Consider the following 18281-nt stretch of genomic DNA (forward strand, 5'->3'; position numbering starts at 1 on the left):
CCACTCAAAGTCACCGGTATTGCCTCTAACTGATCGTTTCAAGATGAGAGTTTCCCGGCCAGGCAGTCTCATGCTGGAAGGGTCAGTCATGCCTCAGGCCGCATCCGACTCGCCCTCGTGGCGTACCTACGGCCCGTCATACCTGGTGGGACGGAGTGGTGCGGTCTCCTCCGGGTCGGCGGTCCGGTCATTTCGAGCATCCTCATGCTGTGGCGAGCATGACTCGGGAGGCGCGCTCTGCGCCGAAGCGGCGCGGCGGACTCCCCTTCGCGCGCCGGCCACCCAGGACAGGAGGAAGCCCATGCCGAGATTCCGGATGACGTTAAGCCACAGGGGCGCCAGCTCCGCGGTGTCGGACACCGCCTCCCACAGGAGCATCGGCACTACCGCGATGAAGATGCCCGAGGCCAGCGCGATCCGCCTGGCTGTCGCCAACCGCCTCCGTCCCTGGGCCGTGCTGGGCGAGAAGGCGCGGCCGCACAGCCAGCCCGCGACCACCGCCGCGACGAAAAACGGAACGATGACGGACAGGTACGGCCGCTCACCGTCCTCCGATATCAGCGAGGCGAGAATCATGACAGTGGACAGAAGGCCGAAGCATCCCCACGCGCCACAGGCCGCGCTTGCCTCCGTTGGCTTGGCCGATGTGGTCGTCGAAGCCCTCGGTGAGGGGGATCGCGTACTGTCCGACGTCGGTCGCGTCGGGATGCTGCGCGCCGATCCTGTGGAACGTTCCGGCCTGCGCACGGCGAGTGGGGGCTTCCGCCCGGTCCAGTAGGTCCGGGTGTGCCGACGTACGTACGTCGTTCTCCCGTTGGGCAGGCGGCGCTTGTGGCCGCGTACCGACACGGGGGTCCTGCGTTTTCTCGCCACTCGGTTCTCCCCGGGCCGGACCATGGTCACGGCTCCCGGTGGAGCCGTTCCTCCCGAGAGGTACTTTATATTGCAACGACTTCGGAGATATCCGCAGGTCATGCCCTGTCCAGCACGGCCGTGAGGCCGTCCGAGCCGCAGGGAGCCAGGGGTTGAGGAGCGTTTGTCCGCGCGGCCGCCTCCTGCCAACGCTCATGCCGCCGAAAGCGGGAGCATGAGCGGCTCGATGGACAACAGCAGCAGCGCACCGGGCTTCGAGGAGTTCGCCAAAGGGTGCGGCTCGAAGTTGCTGCATACCACGTGGCTGCCGACCGGCGCCGCGCACCTGGCCGAGGACCTGCGACAGACCGCTGGACCTGGCTGGTCATCGCCGCCCACACCCAGCTTCGTCTAGCCCAACCCTTTCCCCAGGGCCTTCGCAGATCCTGGGATCGGCCCGCACGCCAAGGACATCTCGGCCCCTGCACGGGTCCGCCGAGGATTTCGCTGCCTCCACACCAAGGCACCCCAACCGGCCGGTGCACCGAAACCCAGCGCAACAGGCCGGACAGGCCAATCGGCATGAAGAACAAGCACCGTGCACGCGAACGCACCGTCGGAAAACAGGGCTAATCGGACTTCATGGCAATCATCACAAGCAGCAGGGCTGGATAAACGTCAAGCTTAGATGGCGAGTCAGCGGTCTGGAAGAACGGACCTCGTGCGACTGGCGGCTCGGCCATGATCGGCGCATGGATTCTGAAGGGATCAGCACGCTCGTCGCTGCTGGAGTCGCCGTCATCGGCATCCCGATGGCGCTCGACGCGGTGAGGGCGGGCGACACCCCACGCGTCCTCGTCACACTGCGTCCGACCATCCGCTCACCCTAATGACGCGGTCCCGGATGGGATCGGCAAGGGCGGCACCGGGCCGCCTGCCGCCTGGGACACAACAGACCGGGCCAATCCGGTGCGACCTGTCCGACCGGTCCGAAAACGACTTGTCCGTCCCCAGGTCAGCCGGAAAGGATGACCGGGCAAAATCATAGATTGCGAGGCCCCATGCACGTCACCGTTCCCACCCTGGCAGGCACGATTCGCGGACAGTGGAAGGGCGAGGTGGCGGCGTTCCTGGGGATCCCCTACGCGGCCCCGCCGTTCGGCCCACGGCGCTTCATGCCACCCGAGCCGCCGCAGCCGTGGGCCGGGGTGCGTGACGCGCTCGTCCCTGGGCCCGCCGCGCCGCAGCCCGGCTACCACCCGGCGATGGCCGCCCTGCTGGAAGAAGCCGTGAGCACCGGTGAGGACTGTCTGAACCTCAACGTGTGGACGCCGGCCCCGGGCCTCACCGGAGGTCGGCTTCCGGTCATGGTGTGGATCCACGGTGGCGCCTTCCGCAACGGCTCCGCCTCACTGCCCTCCTACGACGGCACGCGGCTCGCCGCGGACGGCGCCGTCTGCGTCACCCTCAACTACCGGCTCGGTGCGGAGGGTTTCCTGCTCCTCCCCGACGGCACCGCGAACCTCGGTCTGCTGGACCAGATCGCCGCGCTGAAATGGGTTCACGACAACATCGCCCAGTTCGGCGGCGACCCGAACAACGTCACCGTCTTCGGCCAGTCCGCCGGGGCCATCGGCATTACCACGCTCATGGCCATGCCACAGGCCCGGGGCCTGTTCCGGCGGGCGATCACGCAGAGCGGAGCCGGCCATCACAGCCACCCCGAGGACATCGCCCGCCGCATCACCGAGCGGCTGGCCGCCCTCGCCGGGACGGAGCCGACGCGTGAGGGCCTGGCCGTCGTACCGCCCGAGCGGCTCGTCGCCGCCAACGCCGCCCTGGGTCAGGAGATCGCCCGGGCCACCGATCCCGCCCAGTGGGGCGAGTCGGCGGGCGGCGGCACCACCGTGCTGCCCGTCGTGGACGGAACCACCCTGCCGCAGCGCCCGGTCGACGCGATCGCCGGCGGAGCCGGTCGCGACATCGACCTGCTCACCGGCACTACCAGCGACGAGTTCCGGCTCTTCCTTGTCCCGTTGGGAATGGGACCGAGGATCACGGACGAGGTGCTGACCGGGTTCCTCGCCGGATTCGGGCTCGCCCCCGAGCGGGCCCGCGCGGTCTACTCCGCGAAGCACCCCGGCGCGACCCCGGGCGACCTGCTGTCCGCGGCCATGAGCGACCACGCCTACCGCGTCCCCGCGCTCCGGGTGGCCGAGTCCCGCGCCGCGCACGGGGCGGACACCTACATGTACGAGTTCGCCCGCCCCTCCCCCGCGCTCGACGGTGCCCTCGGCGCCTGCCACATGGCCGAGGTCGGGTACGTCTTCGGTAACCTGGACTCCCCGCTCACCGGCCCCGGCGCCCCGCCGGAGCTGTCCGACCTGATGCGCCGGGCTTGGCTCTCCTTCGCCCGTACGGGAAAGCCCACCGACGCGCCCGCGGACACACCCGCTGGCGCCCTGCCGCACTGGCCCGCGTACGGCGGACGCCGTTTCGTCATGCGCCTGGGCGACGGCGCGCCCGCCGTGCTCGACGACCCCGCGCCGGATGAACGCCGGCTCTGGACCGGCCTGCGCGACGCCGCCCCCGCACCCGCCTGACCGGCCGACGCCCTCCCCGCCCTGGACGATCCCCGAGCTGGAGCAGACCATGTCCGTCACCACCCCGCCCGCGCGGCCCACCACGCACGACGACGTACCCGCGTGCGTGGAGGTACTGACCCGCGCCTTCGCGGACTATCCGTTCACCCGGCACGTCGTCGCCGCCGACGACCACAAGTGGCGCGTCCGTCGTCTTCAGGAGCTGTTCCTAGCGCGCGTCGCGCTGCGCTACGGCCGTTCCTGGGTCACCGACGACCGTCTGGCGGTGGCCGCCTGGACGACTCCCGAGCAGGACCTCTCTCCGGCCTTCGCCGAGATCGGCTCCCTGCTCCCGGAGCTGGCGGGCGACCGCGCCGCGGCGTACGAGGCCGCCGAGGAGGCGCTCGCGCCCCACCGCCCCACGCACCCGGTGTGGTTCCTCGCCACCGTCGGGGTGGCCCCGGAGGCCCAGGGGCGGGGCCGCGGCGCGGCGGTGCTGCGGCCGGGTCTGGAGGCTGCCGAGGCGGCGGGTTTCCCGGCCTTCCTGGAGACCTCCGATGCGCGCAACGTGCGGTTCTACGAACGCCTCGGCTTCACCGTGACCGCCGAGGTCCCGCTCCCCGACGGCGGCCCGCTCACCTGGGGCATGACCCGGTCGCCGGGGCGCTGAGCGGGCGGGGCCCCACCGCACCACGGTCCCAGGTGACGACACGTCACCATGGCAGAACCCGGGTGATCGGCGTCACGGAATGTGTGCCAGAACCGAGTTTTGGAAACACTTGCCCGGCGTGTTGGCGTCAGTCGATGGCCGACGGAGGTTGCCATGCCCGCGATCGCTATGTGGGTGTCGTCCTTCAGCGTCGGGCCGCCGTCGGCGGGGTGACGGCGCCGTTCAGGCAGTGGTCGAGGAGTGCGTGCATGCGGGGGGCGGGGAGGGACGGGTTGGCCGCGGCGCCCTCTGCGGTGCGGAGGTCGGTGAGGAGGGTTTCCAGGGTTTCCGGTGTCAGGGTCGGGTTGGTGGCGGCTGCCCGGCGTACTGCATCGTCGGGGTCTTCCAGCGGGGGTTCGTGCAGAGCGGGGTCGGCCGCGGCCAGGGCGCGTACCTCGGGGTCCGGGTGGCCGATGAGGTGTGTCCGGCCGGTGCGGGGGAACGCGGGCAGGGTCAGCAGGTGCGGACGGTGGGCCGGGCGGGTGACGAAGACGTCCAGCAGGAGGTGTGGCTGGGCCAGTGGGTGGTGGCAGGCCAGCCGGATCCGTACCTGCTCGTCATCGTCCAGCGCCAAAGTCCCGACGAGTTCTGCGGGCAGGCCGGGCCAGCTCGCCGCAACCCGGCGAAGCACCGGTTCCTCGGACGCCGCGCAGGTGGCGTACCAGTCGGGCGACGGCTCGGTGGCCGGCTGCGTGATCGGGCAGGTGCAGTCGGGCCCGTGATCGACGACTTTTTGGACCTCCTGGAATTCGGCCCAGGTACGGATGGAGGGCTGGAGGCGGGCACGCATCCGCACGTCCTCGTCCGGATCCTGCCTCAGCTCCGCCGCCTCCGGTCCCAGGTCGGGCCGGGTGGCGACCAGCCTGCGGATCTCTGCATCGGGGTGGCGGGCGAGCCGGGCGAGGGCGTCGGCCGGGGTGTGGCGGTTCCGGGCCAGCGGGTGCACCTCGTCGTCCGCGAAGCACTGCTCGACGACCGCGGGTGACAAGGCGCAGGTGCCGAGCACAAACCACCTGTTGCGTGATCCGATGGGCGGCAGCTCGGCCTCCACCGCCTCCGGGTCCAGCTGCCGGCTACCCCTCCTGGCTGCTTCCCGTACGGCGGGGTCGGGATCGTCGAGCAGGGCATTGCGCTGCGCAGCGGTGAGCGACTGCCACTGGAAGGCGGCGTACAGACGGAGTGCGGGGTGGTCGTGACCGGCCATGTCCCGCGGGAAGGACGGAGGGACCTGCCGGGAGGACCAGAGCTCCCCGACGATCTCCTGTTCGGTGACCCTGCCGTCCTCGCCTCCCTCCTGGGCGGTCAGGAAGGTGACGAGGATGTCGTCCGGCAGAGGCCGGACCCACCGGGGCTGGAGCCGGGTGCCGCCGGCGAGACGTGCACGGACGAGTCCCGAAGGGTCCGATGCCAAGGGAGCGAGTCGTGCGGGGTCGACGTGCAGGTTGCGGGCGAGGGCGCGGCGGATCCGCTCGACCGGGTGGCGGAGGGCCGCGTCGATGACGGCGTCGGGCAGGTCGCGGCCCTCGCACATCAGCAAGCCGGCCTCACCGGCCGCTTCGTCAAGGAGACGTATCAGCACGTCGGCGGGCGCCGCCGCGTTGGAGGCGATGCCGCGCAACCACAGTTCACGGAGAGAGTCGGACACCACGTCATCCTGCCACCTCGCCTCCTGAACCCAGGCCGCCCGATGGCTCCCTCGTCGGCGCTGACCGGCGGCTCCGTCCGCAGGGCTTCGGACAACGTGACGAGAGCCTTGCTCATCATGCCCACCCTGACCGTACGCGGCACACCGCCAGGCTCCGCATTCACCCGCCGCCGACAGATGCACGACATCCGGGGCAAGTCAAGCAACCGGGCGTGGCTGAAACTCGGCTACATCGCCTTCCGTGCCCACGGGGTGTTCTCGCTCCTGAACAACAAACACTCTCGCTACTGACCGACAAAGCCAACGTGTACAGGTACGAGTGAACGCGCTCAGGGCGATAGCTCGAGAACCTCGCGTGCGGCGTCGCGTACGTCCGCGTCCTCATCCGTGGCAAGTCGTTCAAGCGCGGTGCGGGCCTCGGAAGCCGACCTTCGCGCCAGCGACCATGCGACCCAGTACCGGACCTTGGGATCAACGTCGTCAGCGCGGGCCACCAGGACGTCGGTGACCATGTCGTCGCGCGACGAGTGGAGGGCTGTCACGGCTGCGCTCCTGACCTCGGGCGCAGCATCGTCTGTCCCGGCGATCAGAATGGCCCGGGCCCGTGAGGGATCACCCGTGCCGAAGACGGTGCCCAGGGTGCTCATCGCATCGGCGCGTACCCGCGGCTCCGGGTCGCAGGCCGCGTCAGCGATCAGCCCGAAGTATTCGGTCCCGCCGAAGTCGATGATGCTCAGGCCCCAGAAACCGACCAGCCGCATCCCGGTGTCGTTTGAGGCGACACAGTCCAAGACCAGCTTGAGCGAGGTCTCGGGCCAGGCGTCGAACAGGGCGAGGACGTCGAGCTGCAATGTGTCCCCGTCGTCGTTTCGATCGCTCGCCATTGCGAGCAGCAGGGCGGGCAGGGCCTCTTCGCCACAGGCTCCTGCCAGGATGCGGGCCACCAGGTCGCGGGCGAGGGAATCGTCCGCGTCGACGTGACGGGTGAGTCGTTGTTCCAGCTCCGGCCGCAGGAACGCGGCTGCCGGTGTCCGCAGCTGTTCCACCAGGCGCTCAAGTCGGCGGCGTACTCCGGGCTCGCGCTCGGTGCCCGTGTCGAGCCGCGCGTCCAGCTCGCTCAACGCGTGTCTCAGCGCCGCGCGCTCCGCCTCGTTTTCCGTCTCCCCGGTTCCGGCCATGCCGCTCACCCTACGGAGGGTGCCACCGGCATTCTGGCCTGGGAGGGAATCAGACGGTCGGACGGTCGTGGCGGTGTGAGGTACGGCCGGCCATATGCGTTCAAGGATGCCCGGCTGTGCGTCTGAGCCTGTACGCCGACAACCCGCCCGGGGGCGGGCGCCTCAGCTCCGCACAGAGCACTTCTCGAGTATCTGGGTTTCCCAGTGCGGACTGCGGGCCGGCACCTCCGGATCAGTTATCGGACAGATCAGGACCACGCCTTGGCCGGGACAGACCACGAACACGGCGGCGTAATCGCCCTGCGCAAGGACGAAGGCACGGCAGGAGATTGCCGTGTTGTCGCTGCCTGGTTGCTGGGGAGATGCGGAGGAGGTGGCAAGTGGCGTGCGCTCATCGCGTCCCGCTGCGGGCGGATCACGGCGTACCTCAGCGGCCTGCTCGGATGCCTCCGTGCTGGCTGCCGCACTCGGGGAGCTGCGGACGGCAGGATCAGAAGCAGTAGTGGTGAGGACAAGAACGTAGGCGAAGAGCACCACCGCCAGCACGCTGGTGAAAACCGGCACGTGGCGAGCGATGGGCTGGACCGTCCTCACAAGCAGCCGCGTCCGCATAGGGGCGGTGGTTTGTTCAGCAGTACAAACACCGAACAGCACATGTACGTGCACCGCGTTCAGCTGGTCCCGCCACCACTGCGGATCACACAGGAGGGAGGCGGGCCGGTGGCCGCGGCGCTGCATACGGTGCACGCAGACCTCCACGAGGGCGGCGACCAGGTCCACCGAACCGTCCGGTTTACGAAACCAGCGGCGCGCCCTGGCCACTGGCTCGTGCACTTCTGCAGCCAGATCACCGATGCCGAGTCCGGCCTGCTGTGCCAGTCGGTAGAGCTCGTCTCGGAGATGCTCCAGGGCTCGCTGGCAAGCACACTGCGCCGCGGCGCCGTCGTCGTTCACGCCAGGTCCTTCTCGTTCCCTTAGAGAGCATCTGATCTAGGTAGTTGGTGTTCTGGGATGGTTTTGTGACTGGTGGCGTTGGCGGTCGTTGCACGGTGCGTGAGTGCTCGTCGTCCGTACCGCAGTGATGTGTCCGACGCCCGCTGGGCCTTGATCGAACCGGTTTTCACCGCCTGGCGGGCAAGACGAACCGGACCGGGCACGGCAGCTCGAGTGCACGATCTGCGGGAGATCGTCAACGCGATTCTCTATGTCAACCGCACCGGCATCCCGTGGGAGTATCTGCCGCACGACTTCCCGCCGTACAAGACCGTCTACGACTACTACGCGAAGTGGGAAGCCGACGGCACCACCCAACAGGTCCACGACCTGTTACGCGACAAGACCCGGCGGGCTCACGGCCGCAGTCCGGAGCCCACCGCGGCCGTGGTGGATGCGCAAAGCGTGAAAACCTCGGCAAACGTCGCCGAGACCAGCCAGGGCATCGACGCCGGCAAGAAGATCAAATGGCGCAAGCGTCATCTGATCACGGACACGCTCGGTCTGGTGCTCGCCGTCCTCGTCACCGCCGCGAACGTCCACGACACCACTGGCGGCAAGCTCCTGCTCGATGACCTGGCCGCAGCCCATCCCAGCGTGACCAAGGTCTGGGCCGACGGCGGTTACCAGAACAGCGTCTTCAACCACGGCGCCGGACTGGGCATCGACGTCGAGGTGGTACAGCGGTCACAAGCGAGGGGGTTCGAGCCGCTCCCGAAGAGGTGGGTGATCGAGCGGACCTTCGGCTGGCTGATGCAGCACCGCCGCCTGGCGCGGGACTACGAAGCTCTCCCGCAGCGATCCCGGACGATGATCCGCTGGGCGATGGCTAACAAAATGTCCCGCGAGCTGACCGGAGAATCCACACCAACCCGGTGAATCGAAACGGACATCTCGCTCACAACAGCGTGAACGTTGATCAGATGCTCTCTGAGGCCTCTCAGAGAGCACTACGAGGCGGGCTGCCTGCCCATCGGCTCGAGCCCGCGCGGGCCCGGGACGCTGAGACGCACCGTGCGTGCCGTCTGCGCGACCCGGATCGGAGACGCCTGGTGACAGCCCCGTTTCATGGCGTAGCGGCCATGCGCGGTGCGGACGAGATCCACCGGCCGGGGCACGAGGCGGTCCACGGCCCTGCCCGTGGAGTGGACAGAGCCTGAGACAGTAGAGGGATGGACATCGAACGCAGGAACAACGTCACGGTCACCGGCAACCCTCGAGGGCGGACGGTGGTGCTGGCGCATGGATTCGGCTGTGATCAGAATATGTGGCGGCTGACCGTGCCCGCTCTGGCCGATGACTACCGGGTGGTGCTGTTCGACTACGTCGGATCGGGCCGATCGGACCTGTCCGCGTTCTCGGAGGACCGCTATGCCTCGCTGGACGGTTACGCCCAGGACGTGGCCGAGGTCTGTGAGGCGCTCGATCTGCGTGATGCGGTGTTCGTGGGGCATTCCGTCAGCGCGATGATCGGCGTGCTGGCGGCTGGGATGGCACCGGAGCGGCTCGGGGCGCTGGTGATGGTCGCTCCGTCCCCGCGGTACATCGATGACGAAGGCTACCGGGGCGGATTCAGCGCCGAGGACATCGACGAACTCCTGGTCTCCTTGGAGTCGAACTATCTGGGCTGGTCGGCGGCGATGGCACCGGTGATCATGGGGAACGCGGATCGGCCCGAACTCGGTGAGGAACTGAAGAACAGCTTCTGCGCCACCGACCCGGACATGGCACGCGTCTTCGCCCGGACCACGTTCCTGTCGGACTCGCGGGACGACCTGAAGGCGGTGACGGTGCCGACGCTGATCCTGGAATGCACCCAGGACGTCATCGCCCCCCGGGAGGTCGGCGCCTTCGTCCACCAGACGATCCCCGGCTCGAAACTGGTCACGCTCGACGCGACAGGGCACTGCCCGCACCTTTCCGCACCCGAGGCCACCAACGAAGCGATCACCGACTTCCTGGCGCGTCTGCGGTGATGTGCCGCGCCGGGCAGGAGCCCGGCCCACACGACGCAGATCATGACAAGAACGACAAGACACCGCACGCGGCATTCGCCGCGCTGCTGGAGGACAGCGTCGAGGAACTCTACGAGAACGCGCCCTGCGGGTATCTGTCCACGCTCATGGACGGCACCATCGCCAAGATCAACACCACATTGCTGGACTGGCTCGGCCTGGAGGGTGAGGCGGTGGTGGGCCGGATGCGGTTCGCCGACCTGCTGACCGTGGGCGGCAAGCTGTACCACGAGACGCACTTCGCGCCCCTGCTGCGGATGCAGGGCGAGATCAGCGGCGTCGCCTTGGAGATCAAGGAAGTCGACGGCGGGCGCATACCGGTCCTGGTCTCCTCCGTCGTCAAACACGGCAGCAGCGGAGAGCCCCAGCTGATCCGCACCACCGTCTTTGACGCCCGCGAACGCCGCGCCTACGAGCAGGAGCTCCTGCGAGCCCGCAAAGCAGCCGAACAGGCGCGTAAGGAGGCGGAGGCGGACCGTACCCGGTTGCAGGACGCCCTGGCCGTGCTGCAGCAGTCGCTGCTGCCCTCCGTCCTGGCCCCGGTGCCGGGGATGGAGGCGGCCGCCCACTACCGCACCGCCTCTCCGGATCGGCTCGGCGGCGACTTCTACGATCTCTTCCCCATCAACGCCGATCGCTTCGCCTTCTTCCTCGGCGACGTGTGCGGCAAGGGCCCCCAGGCCGCCGCGGTCACTTCACTGACCCGCTACACCCTGCGTGCCGCCGCCGTGCACGACCCCGACCCCGTCTCCGCCCTGACGACCCTCAACCAGGTGCTCCATGAGCGCTACACCGGCGACGACCCGCGCTACTGCACCACGATTTTCGGCACCCTCGACCCCGATCCCACCACAGGACAAGTCACCGTCCGTCTCGCCTCCGGCGGCCACCCCCCGGCCCTCGTCCTGCGCGGGAACGGGAAGGCCGAATTCCTCCCTACTCCCGGTGGCCTCCTCGTCGGCGTCCTGCCCGCCGCCGCCTTCTCCGCCACCACGACCGTGCTAGATCCCGGGGACACTCTGGTGCTGTACACCGACGGCCTGACCGAGGCCCGCACCAGCGGCGACCGCACCGCCCTGTACGGAGAAGAAGCTCTGCTCGAATTCGCCGCCGGCCACGCCGGCCGCCCCGCCCGGCATGTGATCCAGGCCTTCACCGGCCTGCTGGACGGCTTCGGCGACGGCCTCGACGACGACACCGCCCTCCTCGCCCTCGGCGTCCCCGCCCGCACCCCTCGGACCGAAGCCCCCGCATGAACCCGCTGAAGACCACCACCCGCCACGCTCCCACCGGCCCCGTTCTGGAGATCAGCGGCGACCTCGACTACACCACCGTCGGCGAGCTCCGCGCACTGGTCACCGCGCTCACCCTCCAGCCCGGCCAGCGCCTCGTCCTGGACCTGACCGGGCTGGAGTTCTGCGACTCCAGCGGCATCACCGCCATGATCATCGCCCACAACCACGCCCAAGCCGCCCACGCCGACATCGCACTCGCCGCCGTTCCCGACCACACCCTGCGTGTACTACGGCTGGTCGGCCTCGACCGGATCTTCCCCCTCCACCCCGACAGCGACGCCGCCACACAGCCTTGACCCACGCGGAGTGGCGGATGCGCCCGATGGGCGGGCATCGGGCGCATCCGCGGTGTGTGCTCTCAGCCCCTGGGTACGCGACGGAAACACAGAACCTCCACTGAACGGCGAGCACACTGAGAGAACCCCTATGGTCATTCCGCTGAGCAAGCAGACGGCAGACGGTCCGAACGAGGAAACCCCGCTGTACTACGGCGCGACCTGGGACGAGGGCGCGGCGCAGGCTGCGGATGCCCGCCGGTCCGTGCGCGCCCTCCTCGCTCACGCCCCCCGAACCGGTCACACCGTGGTGCCGCCGGCTCTGGCCATGGACGCCGAGCTGGCCGTCAGTGAACTGATCACCAATGCGATCCGGCACGCTCCGGGCGCCTGCGGGATGACCCTGCGGATGTCCAAACAAGAGCTGACGATCACCGTGTGGGACAGCTCCACCGAGCAGCCGGCACCGAAGAAGGCGGATCCACACCGCATCGGCGGCCACGGACTGCACCTGGTCCAGACCGTCAGTGAGAAGGTCGTCGTTGCTCTGCGCGCCACAGGAAAACTGATCACCGCCTACCTGCCCGTGGCACCGCCGAATACCGGCAGCCCTCTGCTCCCCTCCGCCATCCCGCACTGAACCCGGCAGCCGCTTCGCCCGGGCAGCCTTCGAACCGGCGGGACGGCGCGACCGTCCTATGCGGTCAGGTGAAGAGACCCCACACGAGTGCGGCCATGACAGTGAGTCCCGCGACGGGCAACATCACGTCCCGGACCCGGACCAAGTGCTATCCGGCACCCCGGTCCACAGGGGCAGGAGCATCTGGCCCCGTGCCGTGCGAGTAGTGCAGCACGGCACACCACGAGCAGAGCGGTGCGACATCGCCCAGCCGGTACGCGCCGCCGGTGGACGCGGGCGAGGTCGATCACGCGCAGGTTGATGAACGCGGCCAGCTGCGCGGGGTCGCGCGGGGCGGAGAACTTCAGCAGTCCCCGGGCCGGCACCGACAGACCACGGTCGCTTCGGTCGCTCCCGGCTTCCTCACCCTCCGGTCGGCCGCGAACGCCTCGGCCTCTTTCACCTGATGGTGGAAGACGAGCGTCCAGCGGAAGCCTTCCTCCGCCGAGGCTTTCATCAGCGCCGTCTGCAGGACGGCGAGACGTGCCTCCGCGTACTTCGTCCGAGCGGCCCTCCACACCCAGGAGTTGGGTGTCGGTGATGTCCAGGTACACCACCTGGTAGGGCGCGCAGATCCCCGGTCGATCGCCTAGGACAGCGTCAGCGTGTACGGCGGCCAGGGTCTTGCCCGATCCGGTCGCCATGACCACCTGAGTGCGCAGCCCCCGCTCCGGCGCAGTAGATCTTGCAGGAAATTCAAACGCCCGAAGTGCCGCGTCCACGGCTCCCCGTTGGTGAGGGCGGATTTCCCTCACCAACATTCCAGTTCACCCTTTCCCGCAAGCCGGACGGCAGCACGCTGAGACCGAGACGCGACCAACTGACCGTATGAGAACGGCCTCTGCTTCCACGGCGCCTACACCGAAGCACCGGTCCCACGTTCTGATGTTGGAAGTAGATGACCACCCTCAAGCGGGCCACGGAAATCACACATATGGATCAATCAAATCCAGAGCTTATTGCAAGCACAGAATGAAGCAGATGTGCAGGGAATCAGCACAGACAGCAGGGGTACTCCCCGCCTGTCACTGTCCACCCTGCGGGAGAGAGTCATGACACAGACCATTGGGAACGGCGAGGGCAACCGGTTCTGCAAAGCGTGCGGCACGCCGGCCGAGGACGGCAAACTGTGCAACCACTGTGGCGCCGTTCTGGACCTACCCGACGGTGCAGGGCTGGTCGAGGACCAAGGCGCAGCAGTACGACGCGACTTCGAGGAACGCACCGAGCAGCAAGAGTAAAGACGAACGGAACGGCAGCAGCGGAACCCGCCCTGCTGAACAGCGTGCACCGGGATACACCGGCGGGCATGGCATCCAAGACCGACCCCGTCATGTCCCCGCGGGTCGTGCGGCAGCTGCGTCGGGTCCACGCCTTCTACGCGGGGAGCGTCCTGCTACAGGCGGGCATTGACCGCCTGGACGAGCTGGCATGCCCGGCAGCCGGCAGACGTGGGTGTCCGCTCTTCTCCTGGCCGTCTTTGACGGACTCCTGCTCGCAACCTCCCTGTGGCTACAACGCCTCCAGGCCGCAGGCTCACGACCTCCCGCATACCACGCCGCATCACGGAATGCTGGATCCCTCGCTCGTTTCCTGAGCCTGCGTCAGGGAACTCGAAAGTTCATGAATCATGATGTGATCATGCACGCCTCCTCCGAAGACAGCGGCACCAGCCCGGCCCTCATCTTGTTTCTGTGCCTCTTCCTGATCATGGGCCTGGTCCAGGTCATACGCCCTCAACTGCTCTGGCGGGTAAACAGCCGTCTCCAGCGCGGCTGGGTGAAGGATCCTGACGCGACCGAACCCACCAGCAAGGGATACGCGGTGCAAAGGGTCACCGGGGTGCTCTTCTTGGCAGTCGCCACGTGGATGCTCGTTCAGAACATCTGACTGCAAGTCGGCCCCTTCCCAGCCCACTCGTTGAACACCTCTGAAGCCGGGTGGAACCGTCCGTTTTCGGCCCTCTCCCAAGGACCGGGAGGCAAGGGGCGGGCAGGGGGTAGGCGGGTAGGTATGGATGACACACGATTGCGGCGGGACAAGTGGAGCCCCCAGGAAGCCCGTGCTCGGGGAACCATGGGAATCTGGCGGTGGGCCAGGTGGGTGGCGCTCGTCCTTGCGGTCAGCTGGGCGGTGAACTGGGTCGTCAATCTCGCCCGGGGTGAGGGAGGACGGGATCTGTGGTGGCCTCTGGTCAGCACCGTCATCTGGGCAGGAATGACCGCGTACGGCTTCAGGACCTACCGCCGGATCAGGACGACGACCCTGCCGGCCATCACCAACCGACCGTCTGCTTGACCACCTCGACCGGCCCGCTCTGCCGCCTTTCGGCACCTGGGCCAAAACCCCTTCCGGGCAAGAAGCCCGCACAAGCGGACGGGGCTCGAGAAGGGAGCCTCGATGCAGCGGCGTTCCAGTCCGCATGCTCCGCCGTCATGGACCATGCCGGGTGCACGATGGAGAACCTGGCTCTACTGGCCGATGCTGTGTATAGCCATCGGACTCCTGACCTGGCGGGTGACCGAGGGCGCCGACGGAGCCAGCATCGCCTTGTCCTCCTGCCATGTCCTGGTATGGGCATGCCTTCTGCTCGCCAACCGGTCCGCTCGGCGCAAACACTCACAGGCATGACAAGGGCTGCACCGGCCACGGCAGCTGGCGTCTCTGGGCTCTACTGAGTTTTTCGTTAGTTCTGTGGTGTTTCGGGGTGAATGGTCAGGCCGGTGTGGGTGAGGAAGGACCACGGGAGTTGCTCGCTGGAGCAGACTCGGTGGATGCCGCGTTCGGCTGCGTCGGCGACATCGGCGAGGTGGCCGCCGGCGAGGTTGGCCAGCTCGCGGGTCTTGATGGCCGACCACAGCAGTTCGACCGGGTTGAGTTCGGGTTCGTAGGCCGGCAGCCGCTCGAGGGTGAGCCAGTCCTGCTCAGCCGCCCAGACCCGGATGCCCCGGCTCCAGTGGGCGGACAGTCCGTCCCATATCAACACCACCGGCTCACCGGCGTGGAAGGTCTTGATCTGTTCCAGTACCTCGATCAGGGAAGTGGTGTCGTAGCTGCCCGGCTTGAGGTGGAAGCACAGCCGCGGGCCGCGTTCGGGGTCGGCGGCGTGGTGGCCCAGCAAGGAGCGGCCGGACGCCGTCGGCGCGAAGCGGCCTCCACCGGCGAGGTGGTAGCCCGCCGGCCTGGTGGACAGCAGGATCAGAGGGCCCGGACTTTGTCGGCCTGGGGACCTCGCTGCCCCTGGGTGATCTCGAATTCGACCCGCTGGTTCTCCTCCAGGTTCCGGAAACCGAATCCCTGGATCGCGCTGAAGTGCACAAAGACGTCCGCGCCGCCCTCATCGGGGGAGATGAAGCCGAATCCCTTCTCCCCGTTGAACCACTTCACAGTGCCCAGAGCCATGCCTGCCCCTTGTTACGTAGAGCCGGGGAACGGGGTTCGTGCCCGGCTGCAGCCACATCCTCCCCGCGAGGCAGTGGGCAAAACGGGCGGGGTTACTAATATCGCCCATTGTGCGGGTGAACTGCGATCAACGGTGCAGCAAAGCGCCCAGCACTCGCACCACGCCGAGGTCCCCCAGAGGCAGCCACGCCACCCGCCCCATCGGAGAACCGCCCGCCCCGGGCACGGCCCTCCCGCCATCTCCCGGCCATACCACGCTCACCGAAGCCAGAGCCGAACAAGCGGCCACCGAACTGAAGCCGACGGCGCCAATAGCGCCCCGGACGCGCTGCGCATCCCGGCGTCCGGCCCCAAAAGCGGACGGCTCGTGTCCCAACACCGCTGCATACCAACGATCATCGGAAATGCACCGCACGCAGTACAGATGACACGACCTGACCACTACGGCCCGCTACCTGACAAACCTGCAGCTCAAACCCCCAGCCCAAGACCATCGCGCACACTCGCCACGGCTACCGCCACACCAGCACCACCAGACCACAGCCGCACCTCAAACCGATCAACCCAGGCCAGAACACCCACTCCTGATCACAAACCCTGCTCCTGGACAGTCCGGCCACCTCACCCGGTCGGCACCTCGCCCGGTCGGCACCTCTCCCCCGCACCCGCCCCTTCCGCCCACCCTCGTAGCCGCCGATACCGGGCGGCTGCACGTCGATGCGCAGCCACACCCGTCAACCCTTGGCGTGGCGTGGCGTCATAACGCTGGTGGGCTCAGGGGGCACATGGACCAGTCGTTTTCCAACCAGTTCGACGTGCAGGCACTCTTGGAGGACGGGTCTCATCCAGTCCAGTTCGGGACCAACGTGCTGGCCGGTCTCATTGAGGGAATCGACAGATTCCGGCGGGATCTGGAGCAGCAGCCGCGGTCGCGGACTTTGGGGCCCGCGATGCTCGGGGCCTTCTTGTGGGTGGACGACCCTGAGCTGCTGCAGCGCATCGCCGGGTTCCCCTCCGCATGCGTGGTGGTGAGCAAGCAGCCGCGGAGCAAGTGTCACGTAGAGCGGCTACGCAAGATCGACGAGGCGGTGAAAGACGCGGCCGGATTCCCGGTTCATGCCTTCTCCGAGCTGGAGGAACTGCGTTTCCACCAGGACGGTAAAGCGCCGGTGCTAGGACCCGGTTCGCCGCGGGAGCACATCCGGTTGCCGGCGCTGCGCACCCTGGGTTACCGCAGAGCCGGGGACCATCTTGTCCCGATTCTCCATACCAAGATGCTGCTGGGTGAACTGTGGTGGCACGACGAGGACGCCCTGGGGGCGTGGCAGACATCACCGGCTTCACACCGCATCGGCTGTGGCTGGGCAGCGCCAACGCCACGGAGAGCTCACGCCGCAGCCTGGAGTTCGGGCTATGGCTGGAGGACCCCGGCCTGCTGAAGGCCGCGCGGCGGTTCCTGGTCGAGGTGCTGGCCCACTCGCAGGAACTCGACCCGGACAGTGACGGCCTCGAGCCCGACCTGGTGGTGCCGGACTACGACGATGAGGCCGTGTGGGAAGCCATGGCTGCGCTTGCCGACTATGACGACGACGGGGACGAGGTATGAGCAGCGCAGGCGAGGTCGTGGCTGTCGGCTCGCCCCGGTTCACCCTGCACACCTTGGGCTGGCGGGCCTTCCGGGACCTGTGCGCGGCTGTCCTGCGGGAGGTATGGGGACAGTCGGTGCAGGCATTCGCCGACTCCAACGACGAGGGGGGCGGGACAGCGCGTTCTACGGCACCTGGCAGCCGCCTACCGGCCCCAGTGGCGTTCGAGACATTCCACCAGGGCCGTTCGTGCTGCAGTGCAAGCACACCAAGAGAGCCGACGCCACGCTCGCTCCGTCCGAGCTCGAAGACGAATTCGATAAGGCCGGCGCGCTGGTGAAGCGCGGGGTGTGCGGAACGTACGTGCTGTTGACCAACGCGCGGGTCACCGGCACTTCCGAGGAGGAGATCCGCCGCAGACTGAGCGCGTGCGGAGTGGCACATCCGCTGGTCCTGGACGGCCAGTGGCTGAGCGACATGATCGCCACGCACCGCATGCTGCGGATGTTCGTTCCCCGCGTCTACGGGCTCGGTGATCTGTCGCAGATTCTCGACGAACGCGCCTACGCCCAGACTTCGGTGCTCATGGCGTCCGCGCCCGAGCAGGTGGCCACGTTCGTCGTCACCGGCGCCTACCGCAAGGCCTCTACTGTCCTGGCTCAAGGAGCAGGACATCACCGCCACTGCCTCCATTCCGCGTGATGTGGACGGGTCGATCGGCGGGGAAGTGCTCTTCACTCCTGACGGGCGCACCGGCCTGTGAGTGCTGCTCTCCGAGTCGGCCGGCTCTCCTGCACCGGCGGAAGCGGACTCCGCCCAGCTGGTGCTCGGCCCTGGCATGGCGTCCGACCCGGAGGTGTTGCTGCGGCAGGGATACGTCAACCGCATCCAACTCGTCCCTGACGGCACCCGCCGCAGAATCCAGGTCGGCACCGAACGCCATGGCGGCACTACCCAGTGGTACGACCTGCACGAGGTGGGGCTCACGGACTCGGGGCTGACCACCCCTGCGGTCGAAGAAATCCGCCGCCTTCGTACCACGCGGCAGCCCATCGGCGTGAGGCAGCCCA

General features: G+C 68.1%; 20 protein-coding genes. 15 read left to right on the forward strand and 5 right to left on the reverse strand.

Annotated elements, in window-relative coordinates:
• Positions 1–391: 391 nt before the first annotated feature.
• From AMK33_RS39385 to AMK33_RS39395, 5 genes are all read left to right on the forward strand, one after another.
• Positions 392–778, forward strand: a complete 387-nt coding sequence (locus AMK33_RS39385) for a hypothetical protein (protein ID WP_143203917.1) — start codon at positions 392–394, stop codon at positions 776–778.
• Positions 779–1099: 321 nt separating this feature from the next.
• Positions 1100–1267, forward strand: a complete 168-nt coding sequence (locus AMK33_RS42690) for a hypothetical protein (RefSeq protein ID WP_158075188.1) — start codon at positions 1100–1102, stop codon at positions 1265–1267.
• 337 nt (positions 1268–1604) lie between these two features.
• Positions 1605–1742, forward strand: a complete 138-nt coding sequence (locus tag AMK33_RS42695; protein ID WP_158075189.1) for a hypothetical protein — start codon at positions 1605–1607, stop codon at positions 1740–1742.
• 171 nt (positions 1743–1913) lie between these two features.
• On the forward strand, positions 1914–3455 hold the full coding sequence (locus AMK33_RS39390; protein ID WP_073938049.1) for a carboxylesterase/lipase family protein: 1542 nt from the start codon (positions 1914–1916) through the stop codon (positions 3453–3455).
• Positions 3456–3504: 49 nt separating this feature from the next.
• On the forward strand, positions 3505–4104 hold the full coding sequence (locus tag AMK33_RS39395; protein ID WP_073938072.1) for a GNAT family N-acetyltransferase: 600 nt from the start codon (positions 3505–3507) through the stop codon (positions 4102–4104).
• A 184-nt stretch (positions 4105–4288) separates the two neighbouring features.
• Here the strand turns inward: AMK33_RS39395 and AMK33_RS39400 are convergent, their stop codons facing one another.
• Positions 4289–5788 (reverse strand): hypothetical protein, encoded by a 1500-nt coding sequence (locus AMK33_RS39400; RefSeq protein ID WP_073938073.1) that lies wholly within the window; start codon positions 5786–5788, stop codon positions 4289–4291.
• A gap of 117 nt (positions 5789–5905) precedes the next feature.
• Between AMK33_RS39400 and AMK33_RS42700 the strand changes: the two genes are divergently transcribed.
• Positions 5906–6079, forward strand: coding sequence for a hypothetical protein (locus AMK33_RS42700; protein ID WP_158075190.1), 174 nt, complete (start codon positions 5906–5908; stop codon positions 6077–6079).
• Positions 6080–6117: 38 nt separating this feature from the next.
• Here AMK33_RS42700 and AMK33_RS39410 read toward each other — a convergent pair whose 3' ends face one another.
• Complete coding sequence (locus AMK33_RS39410) at positions 6118–6966, reverse strand: HEAT repeat domain-containing protein (RefSeq protein ID WP_073938051.1); 849 nt, start codon at positions 6964–6966, stop codon at positions 6118–6120.
• Positions 6967–7128: 162 nt separating this feature from the next.
• Positions 7129–7920 carry a hypothetical protein gene (locus tag AMK33_RS42340; RefSeq protein ID WP_143203919.1) on the reverse strand — a complete coding sequence of 264 codons (792 nt, stop codon included), beginning with the start codon at positions 7918–7920 and terminating at the stop codon, positions 7129–7131.
• 99 nt (positions 7921–8019) lie between these two features.
• On the opposite strand from AMK33_RS42340, the gene AMK33_RS39420 reads away from it, so the two are divergent.
• From AMK33_RS39420 to AMK33_RS39455, 7 genes are all read left to right on the forward strand, one after another.
• Positions 8020–8838, forward strand: coding sequence for an IS5 family transposase (locus AMK33_RS39420; RefSeq protein ID WP_073938053.1), 819 nt, complete (start codon positions 8020–8022; stop codon positions 8836–8838).
• Positions 8839–9131: 293 nt separating this feature from the next.
• A complete protein-coding gene (locus tag AMK33_RS39425; RefSeq protein WP_073938054.1) occupies positions 9132–9935 on the forward strand; it encodes an alpha/beta fold hydrolase in 804 nt (267 codons plus the stop codon).
• On the forward strand, positions 9935–11230 hold the full coding sequence (locus AMK33_RS39430) for a PP2C family protein-serine/threonine phosphatase (protein WP_073938055.1): 1296 nt from the start codon (positions 9935–9937) through the stop codon (positions 11228–11230). Before AMK33_RS39425 ends, AMK33_RS39430 begins: the two co-directional genes overlap by 1 nt.
• Positions 11227–11565 carry an STAS domain-containing protein gene (locus AMK33_RS39435; RefSeq protein WP_073938056.1) on the forward strand — a complete coding sequence of 113 codons (339 nt, stop codon included), beginning with the start codon at positions 11227–11229 and terminating at the stop codon, positions 11563–11565. The genes AMK33_RS39430 and AMK33_RS39435 overlap by 4 nt, the downstream gene beginning before the upstream one ends.
• 130 nt (positions 11566–11695) lie before the next feature.
• Positions 11696–12184, forward strand: coding sequence for an ATP-binding protein (locus AMK33_RS39440; protein WP_073938057.1), 489 nt, complete (start codon positions 11696–11698; stop codon positions 12182–12184).
• 1091 nt (positions 12185–13275) lie between these two features.
• Complete coding sequence (locus AMK33_RS39450) at positions 13276–13464, forward strand: hypothetical protein (RefSeq protein ID WP_073938074.1); 189 nt, start codon at positions 13276–13278, stop codon at positions 13462–13464.
• A 400-nt stretch (positions 13465–13864) separates the two neighbouring features.
• Positions 13865–14113: a DUF6199 family natural product biosynthesis protein gene (locus AMK33_RS39455; protein ID WP_073938075.1), complete on the forward strand. Its 249-nt coding sequence runs from the start codon at positions 13865–13867 to the stop codon at positions 14111–14113.
• Positions 14114–14909: 796 nt separating this feature from the next.
• Here AMK33_RS39455 and AMK33_RS39465 read toward each other — a convergent pair.
• Both AMK33_RS39465 and AMK33_RS39470 read right to left on the reverse strand, forming a co-directional pair.
• The gene (locus AMK33_RS39465; protein ID WP_235618353.1) at positions 14910–15344 is read right to left on the reverse strand and encodes a transposase; all 435 of its coding nucleotides are present in this window, start codon (positions 15342–15344) and stop codon (positions 14910–14912) included.
• A 77-nt stretch (positions 15345–15421) separates the two neighbouring features.
• Positions 15422–15625: a cold-shock protein gene (locus AMK33_RS39470; RefSeq protein WP_073938059.1), complete on the reverse strand. Its 204-nt coding sequence runs from the start codon at positions 15623–15625 to the stop codon at positions 15422–15424.
• A gap of 1321 nt (positions 15626–16946) precedes the next feature.
• On the opposite strand from AMK33_RS39470, the gene AMK33_RS39475 reads away from it, so the two are divergent.
• Complete coding sequence (locus AMK33_RS39475) at positions 16947–17231, forward strand: hypothetical protein (protein WP_073938060.1); 285 nt, start codon at positions 16947–16949, stop codon at positions 17229–17231.
• A gap of 229 nt (positions 17232–17460) precedes the next feature.
• Positions 17461–17913, forward strand: coding sequence for a hypothetical protein (locus AMK33_RS39480; RefSeq protein ID WP_073938061.1), 453 nt, complete (start codon positions 17461–17463; stop codon positions 17911–17913).
• The last annotated feature ends 368 nt before the right edge of the window (positions 17914–18281 follow it).

The organism is Streptomyces sp. CB02400, from assembly GCF_001905725.1.
Classification (GTDB): domain Bacteria; phylum Actinomycetota; class Actinomycetes; order Streptomycetales; family Streptomycetaceae; genus Streptomyces; species Streptomyces atrovirens.